The sequence below is a fragment of the Pseudomonas chlororaphis genome (assembly GCF_001921865.1).
Taxonomy (GTDB): domain Bacteria; phylum Pseudomonadota; class Gammaproteobacteria; order Pseudomonadales; family Pseudomonadaceae; genus Aquipseudomonas; species Aquipseudomonas chlororaphis_D.
This window is the reverse complement of record NZ_MSCT01000006.1, coordinates 1-13487: the sequence shown is the minus strand read 5'-3', so window position 1 is coordinate 13487 and position 13487 is coordinate 1. Positions and strand designations below refer to the sequence as shown.

14 protein-coding genes are annotated in these 13487 nt (G+C 61.4%); 1 reads left to right on the top strand and 13 read right to left on the bottom strand.

Going from position 1 to position 13487, the window contains the following annotated elements; genetic code table 11:
- Positions 1-36: 36 nt before the first annotated feature.
- From BTN82_RS05445 to BTN82_RS05415, 7 genes are all read right to left on the bottom strand, one after another.
- Positions 37-870, bottom strand: a complete 834-nt coding sequence (locus BTN82_RS05445) for a peptidoglycan DD-metalloendopeptidase family protein (protein ID WP_075118144.1) — start codon at positions 868-870, stop codon at positions 37-39.
- Between the two features lie 209 nt (positions 871-1079).
- A complete protein-coding gene (locus tag BTN82_RS05440) occupies positions 1080-1715 on the bottom strand; it encodes a protein-L-isoaspartate(D-aspartate) O-methyltransferase (RefSeq protein WP_186828359.1) in 636 nt (211 codons plus the stop codon).
- 41 nt (positions 1716-1756) lie between these two features.
- Positions 1757-2506 (bottom strand): 5'/3'-nucleotidase SurE, encoded by a 750-nt coding sequence (gene surE, locus BTN82_RS05435; RefSeq protein WP_075118142.1) that lies wholly within the window; start codon positions 2504-2506, stop codon positions 1757-1759.
- Positions 2494-3552, bottom strand: coding sequence for a tRNA pseudouridine(13) synthase TruD (gene truD, locus BTN82_RS05430; protein WP_075118141.1), 1059 nt, complete (start codon positions 3550-3552; stop codon positions 2494-2496). The genes surE and truD overlap by 13 nt, the downstream gene beginning before the upstream one ends.
- Positions 3549-4022, bottom strand: a complete 474-nt coding sequence (gene ispF, locus BTN82_RS05425) for a 2-C-methyl-D-erythritol 2,4-cyclodiphosphate synthase (protein WP_075118140.1) — start codon at positions 4020-4022, stop codon at positions 3549-3551. The genes truD and ispF overlap by 4 nt, the downstream gene beginning before the upstream one ends.
- Positions 4023-4074: 52 nt before the next feature.
- Positions 4075-4920 carry an S-formylglutathione hydrolase gene (gene fghA / locus BTN82_RS05420; protein WP_075118139.1) on the bottom strand — a complete coding sequence of 282 codons (846 nt, stop codon included), beginning with the start codon at positions 4918-4920 and terminating at the stop codon, positions 4075-4077.
- 88 nt (positions 4921-5008) lie between these two features.
- On the bottom strand, positions 5009-6121 hold the full coding sequence (locus BTN82_RS05415; RefSeq protein WP_075118138.1) for an S-(hydroxymethyl)glutathione dehydrogenase/class III alcohol dehydrogenase: 1113 nt from the start codon (positions 6119-6121) through the stop codon (positions 5009-5011).
- A 106-nt stretch (positions 6122-6227) separates the two neighbouring features.
- Between BTN82_RS05415 and BTN82_RS05410 the strand changes: the two genes are divergently transcribed.
- Complete coding sequence (locus BTN82_RS05410) at positions 6228-7124, top strand: LysR substrate-binding domain-containing protein (protein ID WP_075118137.1); 897 nt, start codon at positions 6228-6230, stop codon at positions 7122-7124.
- 26 nt (positions 7125-7150) lie between these two features.
- Here BTN82_RS05410 and ispD read toward each other — a convergent pair whose 3' ends face one another.
- The 6 genes from ispD to tilS form a co-directional block, all read right to left on the bottom strand.
- On the bottom strand, positions 7151-7858 hold the full coding sequence (gene ispD / locus BTN82_RS05405) for a 2-C-methyl-D-erythritol 4-phosphate cytidylyltransferase (RefSeq protein ID WP_075118136.1): 708 nt from the start codon (positions 7856-7858) through the stop codon (positions 7151-7153).
- Entirely contained in the window at positions 7855-8133 is a 279-nt protein-coding gene (ftsB, locus tag BTN82_RS05400) for a cell division protein FtsB (RefSeq protein WP_075118135.1), read from the bottom strand. Before ftsB ends, ispD begins: the two co-directional genes overlap by 4 nt.
- Positions 8134-8305: 172 nt before the next feature.
- Positions 8306-9595: a phosphopyruvate hydratase gene (eno, locus tag BTN82_RS05395; RefSeq protein WP_053277649.1), complete on the bottom strand. Its 1290-nt coding sequence runs from the start codon at positions 9593-9595 to the stop codon at positions 8306-8308.
- 157 nt (positions 9596-9752) lie between these two features.
- Entirely contained in the window at positions 9753-10598 is an 846-nt protein-coding gene (gene kdsA / locus BTN82_RS05390; protein WP_075118134.1) for a 3-deoxy-8-phosphooctulonate synthase, read from the bottom strand.
- A 5-nt stretch (positions 10599-10603) separates the two neighbouring features.
- The gene (locus BTN82_RS05385) at positions 10604-12235 is read right to left on the bottom strand and encodes a CTP synthase (protein WP_075118133.1); all 1632 of its coding nucleotides are present in this window, start codon (positions 12233-12235) and stop codon (positions 10604-10606) included.
- Between the two features lie 274 nt (positions 12236-12509).
- The coding region (gene tilS / locus BTN82_RS05380; RefSeq protein WP_075118132.1) for a tRNA lysidine(34) synthetase TilS at positions 12510-13487 on the bottom strand (978 nt) is incomplete at its 5' end.

Sequence of the window (13487 nt, the reverse complement as noted above, 5' to 3'; positions counted from 1 at the left end):
GTTCCCTCTACGCGACGGAACAGGCTTGGTAACGGATCAACGACGTGGCAGGAATTGCAGCGGATCCACAGGTTTACCTTGTCGGCGAATCTCAAAGTGCAGTTTCACCCGGTCTGTACCAGTTGATCCCATTTCGGCAATTGTCTGTCCGACTTTGACCTGCTGCCCCTCCCGAACCAACAGCCTACGGTTGTGGCCGTAAGCACTGACGTAGGTATCGCTGTGTTTGATGATGACTAATTCGCCGTAGCCCCTTAAGCCACTCCCGGCGTAAACCACCGTCCCATCAGACGCAGCTAAAACAGGCTGTCCCAAATCCCCGGCGATATCAATGCCTTTATTCAAACTACCGTTTGAAGAGAATTTTCCAATCAGAATACCGTTCGCAGGCCAGCCCCAGCCCTTTGGCGCGGGGCCTGCAGGCGGTAATGGCGCCGGCGCGGGCTGGCTCGCAATCGTTGGCGCGGCCCCTGCCGGACGACGAATTACCGTGGTTTTACTTGAAGAAGATGCACTGGAAGCCGACTTTGTAACCACCGCTGTCGGGGCAGAACCGGAGCGACCATCGAAGCGGATACTTTGTCCCGGATGGATGGTGTACGGCTCGGCAATATTGTTGCGCGCGGCCAGGGCCTTGTAGTCCCAGCCATAACGGAAAGCGATCGAGAACAGGGTGTCGCCACGACGCACCGTGTATTGCCCGGTGGTCACTGTCGGACGCTGCGGTACTGCGTTATTCCGGTCGACGACCCCAACAGTGCTGGACTTGTTGCTGGAACATGCGACCAACAGGGAACTCAAGACAAGGCCAATCACCAGTCGCTGAAAGCTTTTTGTACCCATACGCTGCGCAATGACTGTGAGACTCACCCGCCGCTCCCTTTGTGGTGGTTGAAGATAAATAGTGCCCGGCTCAGGCATGAAATGTCGCAAGTATAACCGGCCATCCGCGCTTTACTCCCGGTAAAGCGAAATCGGCAAACACCGGCTTATCAATCGGGGAACAACGCCGCTTAACCGATTGATTCAGCAGTAAGACCAAGCCGATCAAACAGAATTCACCCGCGCCGAATAAATGCTCAGGCCAGCGGCCCGTTGAGCAGAGGAACGAAGCGAACCGCCCCCAGCACATGCCGCGAAAAGCCCTGCTCTTCGCGAACGATCAGCATCAACTGCTGCACCTCTCCGGCGCCGACTGGAATCACCATCCGCCCACCGGGCGCCAATTGGTCCAGCAATGCCTGAGGTATGTCGGTGGCCACTGCCGTGACGATAATCCCGTTGTAGGGCGCCAACGCCGGCCAGCCTTCCCAACCATCGCCCCAACGGAAAACCACGTTGCGCAGGTTCAGCTCGACCAGGCGCTCCTTGGCGCGGTCCTGCAGCACCTTGATCCGCTCGACCGAGAACACCCGTTCCACCAACTGCGACAACACCGCGGTCTGGTAACCCGAACCGGTGCCGATCTCCAGCACCTTATCCAAGGGACCCGCCGCCAGCAGCAACTCGCTCATGCGCGCCACCATATAAGGCTGCGAGATCGTCTGGTTGTGCCCGATCGGCAACGCCGTGTCCTCATAGGCACGATGTGCCAGGGCTTCGTCGACGAACAGATGCCGCGGCGTACGTCGAATGACTTCCAGTACCTGGGCGTTGGACAAGCCCTCGTCGTAAAGACGCTGGATCAACCGCTCGCGGGTACGCTGGGAGGTCATCCCGATCCCGCGACGCAATAAATCGTCCTGCTCACGAGCCATCAGCGCAGCCCCTCCAGCCAACCGTCGAGACTTCTGAAGGCATCGTTGAAGGTACGATCGAGCTGCAATGGCGTGATCGATACATAGCCCTGCATGACAGCGTGGAAGTCCGTGCCCGGGCCGCCGTCCTCGGCGTCCCCCGCCGCGGCGATCCAGTAACCGGCCTTGCCTCGCGGGTCGACGGTCTTCATCGGCGCCGCGGCTCGGGCGCGGTGGCCCAGGCGCGTCAGCTGAATGCCGCGAATATGGTCAAGCGGCAGATTGGGAATATTCACGTTCAGTACGGTACGTGGCGGCAGATCCAGCTGCCCATGGGCCTCGACCAGTTTGCGGGCGAAATAGGCCGCCGTAGGCAGGTTGTCCACCTGGCGCGAAACGAACGAAAACGCAAACGCCGGCAGGTCCAGGAAACGCCCTTCCAGAGCTGCGGCGACGGTGCCGGAATACAGCACGTCGTCGCCCAGGTTCGCCCCGAGGTTGATCCCGGACACCACCATGTCGGGATCGCGCTCCAGCAGGCCGTTGAGGCCCAGGTGCACGCAGTCGGTCGGCGTACCGTTGAGACTGATGAAACCGTTGCTCAAGGTGTGGGGGTGCAACGGCCGGTCAAGCGTCAGCGAGCTGCTGGCGCCACTTTTGTCCTGGTCCGGGGCGATCACCACACACTCGGCGTAATCCGCCAGCGCAGCATGAAGCGCGGCGAGACCGGGTGCCGTTACACCATCATCGTTAGAAATCAGAATACGCATGAGCTGTCCGTCTGCCCTACCGGCACCAGATCGACGAGTTCGCGCACCAATACGGTGGCGAAGCATCCGGCCGGCAGGACGAATTCCAGTTGCAGAATGTCCAGCGACGGATAATGCCACGTCAACCCGCCAATGGGCAGCCGCAGGATGCGACGTTCGTGGCTCATTCCCGCTTTAATCAACCAATCGCGCAGATCCGCTTCACCAGCCGCCACCTGTTGTTCCAGCCGATGCGTTTCCCCGGCGGCGGGCGATTCGCCTTCACCCCACTGCGGCCCTGTCGGGTGCAGGTCGAGAATGGCCAGGCGCGGGTCGCTGCATTCGGCTTCGCCGGCGGGGAAGAAACTGCGGCTGTCGGTGAACGCCAGAAGATCGCCAACCTGGGCCCGCTGCCAACTGCCGTCGGCCACGCGCGCCGCCAGCACCCGGTTGAACAGGTAGCTGCGCGCGGTGGAAAGCAGCCGCGAGCGCACATTACGTTGCTCCGGCAGAGCCTTGCGGGCGGCCCAATCGCGAGCATCCGCCAGGTTGCCGCCGTTATGGCCGAAACGCTGGGCGCCGAAGTAATTGGGAATGCCCTGCTTGGCAATCGACTGCAGGCGCTCTTCGATCCCGGCCTTGTCTGCCTGCAACTGGGTCAGGCGCAGGGTAAAGCCATTGGCCGCATGAGCACCGCGCTGCAGCTTGCGCTTGTGGCGGGTCAGCTTGAGGATCTTCAGCGTGTCGTTTTCGGCGGCGGACAGATCGGGGTCTGCCTTGCCCGGCAACTGCACGCTGAACCACTGGCGGGTCAACGCCTGGCGGTCCTTCAATCCGGCATAGCTGACCGTGCGTAATGGCACGCCGGCAGCCTTGGCAATCCGCCGCGCCGCTTCTTCGGTGTTCAGGCCGCGCTTTTCCACCCACAGCCACAGGTGCTCGCCCTCGCCGGTCAGTGGGATATCCAGCACTTCATCGACCTGGAAATCTTCGGCGGTAGCCTTCAGTACCGCGCTACCCAGGGATTCACCATAGGCCCGCGGGCCCAACAGTTGCAGTTCGTTCATGCGCGCAGCAACAAGGCGACGGAATGCACGGCAATGCCTTCTTCGCGCCCGACGAAACCGAGTTTTTCGGTGGTAGTGGCCTTGACGTTCACTTGATCGAGCTCGACTTGCAGATCCGCGGCAACTAGCGCGCGCATCGTTTCAATATGGGGTGCCATCTTCGGCGCCTGGGCGACGATGGTGTTATCGACGTTGCCGACTTTCCAGCCCTTGGCATGGATCAGTGCGACGACGTGACGCAACAGCGCACGGCTGTCGGCGCCCTTGAACTGCGGATCGGTGTCCGGAAAATGCTTGCCGATGTCGCCCAACGCGGCCGCACCCAGCAGGGCATCGCTCAGCGCGTGCAACAGCACGTCGCCGTCGGAATGGGCAAGCAGCCCGAAGCTGTGTGCGATACACACGCCGCCCAGAGTGATGAAATCGCCTTCCGCGAAGCGGTGCACATCGTAGCCGTGGCCAATACGCATAAAAAAACGCCCTGATTGAGTCAGGGCGTGATTCTACCTGCTTTGGCGGACATTAGGCGTTCAGAGCGCGTGCGTGATGCTGCAGGTGGTCGTCAATAAAGCTGGCGATGAAGAAATAGCTGTGGTCGTAGCCGGGCTGCAGACGCAGCGTCAGCGGATGACCCGCGGTTTTCGCCGCCTGCTGCAACGCTTCGGGCTTGAGCTGGTTGGCCAGGAAATCGTCGCGATCGCCCTGATCCACCAGCAGTGGCAGCTTTTCGCTGGCCTCGGCGATCAATACGCTGGCATCCCATTCGCGCCAACGGGAGCGCTCTTCGCCCAGGTAACGGGAAAAGGCTTTCTGCCCCCACGGGCAATCCATCGGATTGCTGATCGGCGCGAAGGCCGACACCGAGCGGTAACGCCCCGGGTTGCGCAACGCGCAGACCAGTGCCCCGTGACCGCCCATGGAGTGCCCGCTGATACCACGCTGGTCTGAAGCCGGGAAATGCGCTTCAACCAAGGCCGGCAGCTCCTGCACCACATAGTCGTGCATGCGGTAGTGCTCGGCCCAGGGCTGCTGGGTGGCATTGAGGTAGAAGCCGGCGCCCAGGCCGAAGTCCCAGGCACCGTCCGGGTCGCCCGGCACGCCGGGGCCGCGCGGGCTGGTATCCGGAGCGACGATGATCAACCCCAGCTCGGCGGCCATGCGCTGGGCACCGGCCTTGTGCATGAAGTTCTCGTCGGTGCAGGTCAGGCCGGATAGCCAGTACAGCACCGGCAGCTTGCCGCCCTGCTCCGCCTGCGGCGGCAGGTAGACGGCAAATACCATGTCGCAGCCCAACACCTGGGAATGATGCTTGTAGCGTTTGTGCCAGCCGCCGAAACTTTTCTGGCAGGACAGGTTTTCCAGACTCATGGCAGACCTCCAACCACAAGCCGCAAGCCTCAAGCCACAAGCAGGTGTTTCTCGCTTGCCGCTTGCAGCTCACTGCTTGTTGCTGCTCTTAGAAATGAATGACGGTGCGGATGCTCTTGCCTTCGTGCATCAGGTCGAAGGCCTTGTTGATGTCCTCCAGGCCCATGGTGTGGGTAATGAAGGTGTCCAGTGGGATCTCACCGGTCTGCGCCATCTCCACGTAGCTTGGCAACTCGGAACGACCACGCACGCCGCCGAACGCCGAACCGCGCCAGACGCGGCCGGTCACCAGTTGGAACGGACGGGTGGCGATTTCCTGGCCGGCACCGGCCACGCCGATGATCACCGACTCACCCCAGCCCTTGTGGCAGCACTCCAGCGCCGCACGCATCAGTTGCACGTTGCCGATGCACTCGAAGGAGAAGTCCACGCCGCCGTCGGTCATGTCGACGATGACCTCCTGGATCGGCCGGTCGAAGTCTTTCGGGTTGACGCAGTCGGTCGCGCCCAGTTGCTTGGCGATCTCGAACTTGGCCGGGTTGATGTCGATGGCGATGATCCGGCCCGCCTTCGCTTTCACAGCGCCGATCACCGCCGACAGACCGATACCGCCCAGGCCGAAGATCGCCACGGTGTCACCCGCCTTGACCTTGGCGGTGTTGATCACAGCACCGATCCCGGTGGTGACGCCGCAACCCAGCAGGCAGACCTTTTCCAGCGGGGCCTCTTTAGGGATCTTGGCGACTGAGATTTCCGGCAACACGGTGTACTCGGAAAAGGTCGAGGTCCCCATGTAGTGGAAAATCGGCTGGCCTTTGTAGGAGAAACGAGTGGTGCCGTCCGGCATCAGGCCCTTGCCCTGGGTGGCGCGGATCGCCTGGCACAGGTTGGTCTTGCCCGACAGGCAGAATTTGCACTTGCCGCATTCCGGGGTGTACAGCGGGATGACATGGTCGCCCACGGCGACCGAAGTCACGCCCTCGCCGATGGCCTCGACCACCGCGCCGCCTTCGTGACCAAGGATCGACGGGAAGATACCTTCCGGGTCGGCCCCGGACAGGGTGTAAGCGTCGGTGTGGCAAACGCCGGAAGCAACGACCCGCAACAACACCTCGCCGGCCTTGGGCATGGCGACGTCGACTTCAACGATCTCAAGGGGTTTCTTGGCCTCGAAGGCAACGGCAGCGCGCGACTTGATCATCCTGGGTCTCCAACGAATAAAAACGAGACAGGGAGTGTAAAACAGCGCACAGCGATGAATAATCCAGGCAAAAGCAAAACATTATTGCCACACAGGGATAATCATCGTGAACGAGAACCGCTGGGAAGGTATCGACGAGTTCGTCGCCGTGGCCGAATGCAGCCAGTTCACCGCCGCCGCGGAGCGCCTGGGGGTTTCGTCGTCCCATATCAGCCGGCAGATCGTGCGCCTGGAAGAGCGGTTGCAGACCCGGCTGCTGTATCGCAGCACCCGCCGGGTGACCCTGACCGAAGCCGGACAGACGTTTTTGCAACATTGCCAGCGCTTGCAGGACGGCCGGGAAGAAGCGCTACGCGCGGTCAGCGACTTGACCAGCGAACCCAAGGGCATGCTGCGCATGACCTGCGCGGTGGCCTATGGCGAGCGCTTCATCGTGCCGCTGGTGACCCGTTTCATGGGGCTTTATCCCCAACTGCGGGTGGATATCGAGCTGAGCAACCGCCCGCTGGATCTGGTGCACGAAGGCCTGGACCTGGCGATTCGCCTGGGCCGCCTGCAGGATTCGCGGCTGGTGGCGACCCGCCTGGCGCCACGGCGCATGTATCTCTGCGCTTCGCCGTCCTATCTGGAACGCTACGGACGGCCCCACAGCCTGTCGGAGTTGAGCCGGCACAATTGCCTGATCGGCAGTTCGGACATCTGGCAGCTGGAGCAGGACGGTCGCGAGTTTTCCCAACGGGTACAAGGCAATTGGCGCTGCAACAGCGGGCAGGCCGTGCTGGATGCAGCGCTACAGGGAGCTGGCCTCTGCCAGTTGCCGGATTACTACGTGCTGGGGCACCTGCACCAGGGCACGCTGATTTCTCTGCTGGAAGCGCATCAGCCACCGAATACCGCGGTGTGGGCGCTGTATCCGCAGCAACGGCATCTGTCGCCCAAGGTGCGCAAGCTGGTGGATTATCTCAAGGAAGGGTTGGCCAAGCGGCCGGAGTATTGCGGATAACCGAAAGACTGCACAGCAGACCGATGTCAGCGGCGATTGGCCAAACGCTGGCGCAACCACTCCAGGTCTTCCGGACGGGTCACCTTGAGGTTGTCGGCACGCCCTTCGATCAGGCGTGGCGCCTGGCCGGCCCACTCCATCGCCGACGCCTCGTCGGTAATCGCCACATCCGCCACGAGGCTGTCGGCCAAGGCGCGATGCAAGGCGCCCAGGCGGAACATCTGCGGCGTATAGGCTTGCCAGATCAGGCTGCGATCGACGGTTTCCAGCACTCGTCCATGCTTGTCGATCCGCTTCAGGGTGTCGCGGGCCGGCACGGCCAGCAAGCCACCGACAGGATCGTTCGCCAGTTCGCCCAGCAGCTTATCCAGATCATCGCGGGACAGGTTCGGCCGCGCGGCGTCGTGCACCAGCACCCAATCTTCATCGGCGGCACCCTGCGCATGCAGATGGAGCAAGGCATTGAGCACCGAGTCGGAACGCTCGGCGCCACCTTCGACCCGTTGGATCCGAGGATCGTGGGCACAGGCCAGGGTCGGCCAATAGGGATCGTCAAGCGCCAGGCTGACCACCAGCCCCTTCAGGGTCGGATGGTCGAGAAAACAGCCGAGGCTGTGTTCGAGAATAGTGCGCCCGCCCAGTTGCAGGTATTGCTTGGGACGGTCCGCGGCCATGCGGGCACCGACGCCCGCGGCAGGAATCACGGCCCAGAAGGCCGGTAACGACTGAATCATTGGGCCAACTGGTAGAGGGTTTCGCCCTCCTTGACCATGCCCAGTTCATGGCGAGCCCGCTCTTCGACGGTCTCCATGCCTTTCTTCAATTCCATGACTTCCGCGTCGAGTACGCGGTTGCGCTCCAGCAGACGCTCGTTTTCGGAACGCTGATCGGCAATTTGCTGAGTCAGGTCGGCTACCTGCGCCAAACTGCCATTCCCCACCCATAGGCGGTACTGCAGGCCAGCCAGCAGCAAGAGCAAGACGAGGAACAACCAATTGGGACTGCGCATCGAATATCGGGTATCCAGTGAAAAAAGACAGCCATGCCAACAACTTCGAACCTACTGACAGCACGAAGCCTGGAAGAACCAGGCTTGTGCTCTTAAGGCATCAGATTAGTGGCAAAAACCACGCTTTTGCGAGTTTTTCGCCCCGATCCGGTGTCTTTTTACCATCTACTGCTTAACCGCGAAACTCGCTGCGGCCGTTGTATTTGGCTTTACCGTTCAATTGCTCTTCGATACGCAGCAATTGGTTGTACTTGGATACGCGGTCGGAACGGCACAGCGAACCGGTCTTGATCTGGCCCGCCGAGGTGCCCACGGCCAGGTCGGCGATGGTCGAGTCTTCGGTTTCGCCGGAGCGGTGCGAAATCACTGCAGTGTAACCAGCAGCCTTGGCCATCTGGATGGCTTCCAGGGTTTCGGTCAGGGTGCCGATCTGGTTGAACTTGATCAGGATCGAGTTGGCGATCTTCTTGTCGATGCCTTCTTTCAGGATCTTGGTGTTGGTCACGAACAGGTCGTCGCCCACCAGTTGGGTCTTCTCGCCGATCTTGTCGGTGAGGATCTTCCAGCCAGCCCAGTCGGACTCGTCCAGTCCGTCTTCGATGGAGATGATCGGGTAGCGCTCGGTCAGGCCTTTCAGGTAGTCGGCGAAACCTTCAGCGGTGAACACCTGGCCTTCGCCGGACAGGTTGTACTTGCCGTCTTCGAAGAACTCGCTTGCGGCGCAGTCCAGAGCCAGGGTCACGTCGGTGCCCAGCTTGTAACCGGCATTGGCCACGGCTTCGGAAATCACTTTCAGCGCGTCTTCGTTGGACGCCAGGTTCGGTGCGAAACCGCCTTCGTCGCCAACCGCGGTGCTCAGGCCACGGGCCTTCAGCACAGCCTTGAGGTGATGGAAAATCTCGGTGCCCATGCGCAGGCCTTCGGAGAAGGACTTGGCGCCAACCGGCTGCACCATGAATTCCTGGATGTCGACGTTGTTATCGGCGTGCTCGCCACCGTTGATGATGTTCATCATCGGCACAGGCATCGAGTACACACCCGGGGTGCCGTTCAGGTTGGCGATGTGTGCATACAGCGGCAGGTCCTGGTCCTGTGCCGCAGCCTTGGCCGCGGCCAGGGAAACAGCGAGGATCGCGTTGGCGCCCAGGGTGGCCTTGTTCTCGGTACCGTCGAGCTTGATCATCGCGTGGTCGAGGGCTTTCTGGTCGCTTGGGTCTTTACCCAGCAGCAGGTCACGGATCGGACCGTTGATGTTGGCCACTGCCTTCAGTACGCCCTTGCCCAGGTAACGGCTCTTGTCGCCATCACGCAGCTCCAGCGCTTCACGCGAGCCGGTGGAAGCACCGGACGGCGCGCAGGCGCTGCCGATGATGCCGTTGTCGAGAAGCACGTCCGCTTCGACGGTGGGGTTGCCACGGGAGTCGAGAACTTCACGACCTTTGATGTCGACGATTTTTGCCATTGTTGTAAACACTCCAAAGTTGACGAAAACGACGCAGCTGAAGGGAATCTCTTTACCGTCGGCAAGCAGGGAACGGGAGGCAGACTTGCGGACAATAAGGCTCAGGCCCGCAGGCCTGAGCGTTTAATCGTGCGGTACTTTACCGGAGAAATCGGCTTTACGCGGTCTCTACCGTCGGAAAACTCTTAACCAGTTCGTCCAGGGCCTTGAGCTGGGCCAGGAAAGGTTCGAGCTTGTCCAGACGCAAGGCACATGGGCCGTCGCATTTGGCGTTGTCCGGGTCCGGGTGCGCTTCCAGGAACAGGCCGGCCAGGGACTGGCTCATGCCGGCCTTGGCCAGGTCGGTGACCTGGGCACGGCGACCGCCGGCTGAGTCGGCGCGACCGCCCGGCATTTGCAGCGCGTGGGTCACGTCGAAGAACACCGGGTATTCGAACTGCTTCATGATGCCGAAGCCGAGCATGTCCACCACCAGGTTGTTGTAGCCGAAGCTCGAACCACGCTCGCAGAGGATCAACTGATCGTTGCCCGCTTCCTCGCATTTGCTCAGGATGTGCTTCATTTCCTGGGGCGCGAGGAACTGGGCTTTCTTGATGTTGATCACCGCACCGGTCTTGGCCATCGCGACCACCAGGTCGGTCTGGCGCGACAGGAAGGCCGGCAACTGAATGATGTCGCACGTTTCAGCGACGATCGCTGCCTGGTGCGGCTCATGGACGTCAGTGATGATCGGCACGCCAAAGGCTTGCTTGATGTCCTGGAAGATACGCATGCCTTCTTCCAGCCCAGGACCACGATAGGAGGTCACAGAAGACCGGTTGGCCTTGTCGAAACTGGCCTTGAATACATAAGGGATACCGAGCTTCTCGGTGACCTTCACGTACTCTTCGCAGACCTGCATGGCCATGTCGCGGCTTTCCAGCACGTTCATGCCGCCGAACAGCACCATGGGCTTGTCGTTGGCAATCTCGATGTCGCCGACGCGGATGATCTTCTGTGCCATCGGGTTTACGCCTTCTTCTGGTGTTGAGCCAAAGCCGCCTTGACGAAGCCACTGAACAGCGGATGGCCGTCACGTGGCGTCGAGGTGAACTCTGGGTGGAACTGGCAGGCGACGAACCATGGATGATCCGGGGCCTCGACCACTTCGACCAGCGCGCCGTCGCCGGAACGACCGGAAATGTTCAGGCCGGCTTCGATCAACTGCGGCAGCAGCTTGTTATTCACTTCGTAACGATGACGGTGACGCTCGACAATCACGTCCTTGGCATAGCAGTCGTGCACCTTGGAGCCGGCCGCGAGCAGGCATTCCTGAGCCCCCAGGCGCATGGTGCCGCCCAGATCGGAGGTTTCGGTACGGGTTTCGACCGCGCCGGTGGCATCTTCCCACTCGGTGATCAGGCCGACGACCGGGTGACCGCTGGCGCGATCGAACTCGGTGGAGTTGGCATCTTTCCAGCCCAGCACGTTACGAGCGAACTCGATCACGGCCACTTGCATGCCCAGGCAGATACCCAGGTACGGAACCTTGTTTTCGCGAGCGTACTGCACCGCAGTGATCTTGCCTTCCACGCCACGCAGGCCGAAACCGCCCGGGACCAGGATCGCATCGACGCCTTCCAGCAGCGCGGTGCCCTGGTTCTCGATGTCTTCGGAATCGATGTAACGCAGGTTGACCTTGGTGCGGTTGGTGATGCCGGCGTGGCTCATCGCTTCAATCAGCGACTTGTAGGCATCCAGTAGCTCCATGTACTTGCCGACCATGGCGATGGTGACTTCGTGCTCTGGGTTGAGCTTGGCGTCGACCACTTTTTCCCACTCGGACAGGTCGGCACCGTTGCATTGCAGGCCGAAACGCTCGACGACGAAATCGTCCAGGCCCTGGGCGTGCAGCACGGCCGGGATCTTGTAGATGGTGTCGACGTCTTCCAGGGAGATCACCGCACGCTCTTCAACGTTGGTGAACAGGGCGATCTTGCGACGCGAGGAGACGTCCACCGGATGGTCGGAACGGCAGATCAGCACGTCAGGCTGCAAACCGATGGAGCGCAGTTCCTTCACCGAGTGCTGGGTCGGCTTGGTCTTGGTCTCGCCAGCGGTGGCGATATACGGAACCAGGGTCAGGTGCATCAGCATCGCGCGCTTGGAACCGACTTCGACGCGCAACTGACGGATGGCCTCGAGGAACGGTTGCGACTCGATGTCGCCCACCGTGCCGCCGATTTCCACCAGGGCCACGTCGGCATCGCCGGCACCCTTGATGATGCGACGCTTGATTTCGTCGGTGATGTGCGGAATCACCTGGATGGTCGCGCCCAGGTAGTCACCACGGCGCTCTTTGCGCAGCACGTGCTCGTAGACACGGCCGGTGGTGAAGTTGTTGTTCTGGGTCATGGTCGTGCGGATGAACCGCTCGTAGTGGCCCAGGTCCAGGTCGGTCTCGGCGCCGTCGTGGGTGACGAACACTTCACCGTGCTGGAACGGGCTCATGGTGCCCGGGTCGACGTTGATGTACGGGTCCAGCTTGAGCATGGTGACCTTAAGTCCCCGCGCCTCCAGGATGGCCGCCAATGAAGCCGATGCAATGCCTTTCCCCAATGAAGAAACAACACCGCCCGTGACGAATATGTAGCGCGTCATGAAAAACCCTAGAAGTCTGCGTTAAAGCGGTCAGTGCCGCCGGGGAAAGCGAAGGAAGGCCGAAGCCCCCGATCACCTGCATTAATCACAGTGCACCTTTCAAAAAAACCGCCGCGTTGGGACAGACCGGAAGAGAAAACACCGGTACGTTGCTCGCTACACATTTTTTGGAATCGCCCAGCAAAGACTGCTTGGTAATCGGCAACTCCTGCAATTCAGGCGAATCCACAGAAGTTGTATCAAGAAGGGAGCGTAGTCTACCGGAAAGGGACTTTCAGCTCAAACCTTGATCGCTCGAAGGCGGCTGCCAATGCAACTGCCACCCTTCATGGGCATTTGCGTCAAGCCCTGGCAGGTTCGCCACCGCGAGCAATTGCTCGCCTCGATAGAGCAGCGGCAATCTGCCACGCGCGAAAGCCGGCAACCCCGCCTCGTTGAGCAGGCGCTTGAGGTCGCGATGGCCACGCCCCGGCAGTTGCATCACTTCGCCACCCTGGCGGTACCGTACCTGTAAAGGTCCTTGCGGCGCATGACCGGAAAACTGCAACAGGCCGTTGCCAGGCAACACCAGGGGCGAGTGGGTATCGAGCCAGCGAGCCGGCGACACAACGGACTCCAGCCACCCATCCGCCAACCACCATAAGCGCCCCACGGCCCTTCGCAGTTCGCCCTGCCCCAGCCGCCATACCGGGCAGCTATCGCCCGCGGCATCGCGCAGCGTCTGCCAACCCGCCCAGTGGTCGCTATCGGGCAACGGCGTGAAACGGCTCAACCAGTGACTCAGCGCGTTACGCTGCCGCGCCTCCGATAGCCCGCGCAACGGCGCCAGCGCCAGGGAGGGCAATCCCAACCACTCGAACTCGACACCGGCAGACGCTTCTTGCAGATCGATACCCGCCAGGTCATCCAGCAACTCACGCGCCTCACGCAGATGCGCCGCGCTGCGCGCCATGCTGCCGACAGCCTGCGGCCAGCGTGCCGTCAATTGCGGGAATACCTGATGCCGCAGGTAGTTGCGGGAAAATTGCCGATCCTGGTTGGAGGGGTCGTCGATCCACTGCAGTTGATGGTCGCTAGCGTAACGTTCCAGCTCGCTACGGGGAATGTCGAGCAAAGGCCGCAACAAATGCCCCTGCCCCAGCGCACGTGACGCGGGCATGGCCGACAGCCCCCTGACTCCGGCCCCACGCAACAGGCGAAACAGCAAGGTTTCCGCTTGATCGTCGCGATGCTGGGCCGTCAGCAACAGCTC

Bases quoted from the DNA above. Each gene is read 5' to 3' on its own strand.
- surE (WP_075118142.1), bottom strand. From the start codon at position 2,506: ATGCGTATTCTGATTTCTAACGATGATGGTGTAACGGCACCCGGTCTC.
- truD (WP_075118141.1), bottom strand. From the start codon at position 3,552: ATGAACGAACTGCAACTGTTGGGCCCGCGGGCCTATGGTGAATCCCTG.
- BTN82_RS05385 (WP_075118133.1), bottom strand. From the start codon at position 12,235: ATGACGCGCTACATATTCGTCACGGGCGGTGTTGTTTCTTCATTGGGG.
- eno (WP_053277649.1), bottom strand. From the start codon at position 9,595: ATGGCAAAAATCGTCGACATCAAAGGTCGTGAAGTTCTCGACTCCCGT.
- BTN82_RS05415 (WP_075118138.1), bottom strand. From the start codon at position 6,121: ATGATCAAGTCGCGCGCTGCCGTTGCCTTCGAGGCCAAGAAACCCCTT.
- fghA (WP_075118139.1), bottom strand. From the start codon at position 4,920: ATGAGTCTGGAAAACCTGTCCTGCCAGAAAAGTTTCGGCGGCTGGCAC.
- BTN82_RS05440 (WP_186828359.1), bottom strand. From the start codon at position 1,715: ATGACCTCCCAGCGTACCCGCGAGCGGTTGATCCAGCGTCTTTACGAC.
- ftsB (WP_075118135.1), bottom strand. From the start codon at position 8,133: ATGCGCAGTCCCAATTGGTTGTTCCTCGTCTTGCTCTTGCTGCTGGCT.
- kdsA (WP_075118134.1), bottom strand. From the start codon at position 10,598: ATGGCACAGAAGATCATCCGCGTCGGCGACATCGAGATTGCCAACGAC.
- ispF (WP_075118140.1), bottom strand. From the start codon at position 4,022: ATGCGTATTGGCCACGGCTACGATGTGCACCGCTTCGCGGAAGGCGAT.
- ispD (WP_075118136.1), bottom strand. From the start codon at position 7,858: ATGATTCAGTCGTTACCGGCCTTCTGGGCCGTGATTCCTGCCGCGGGC.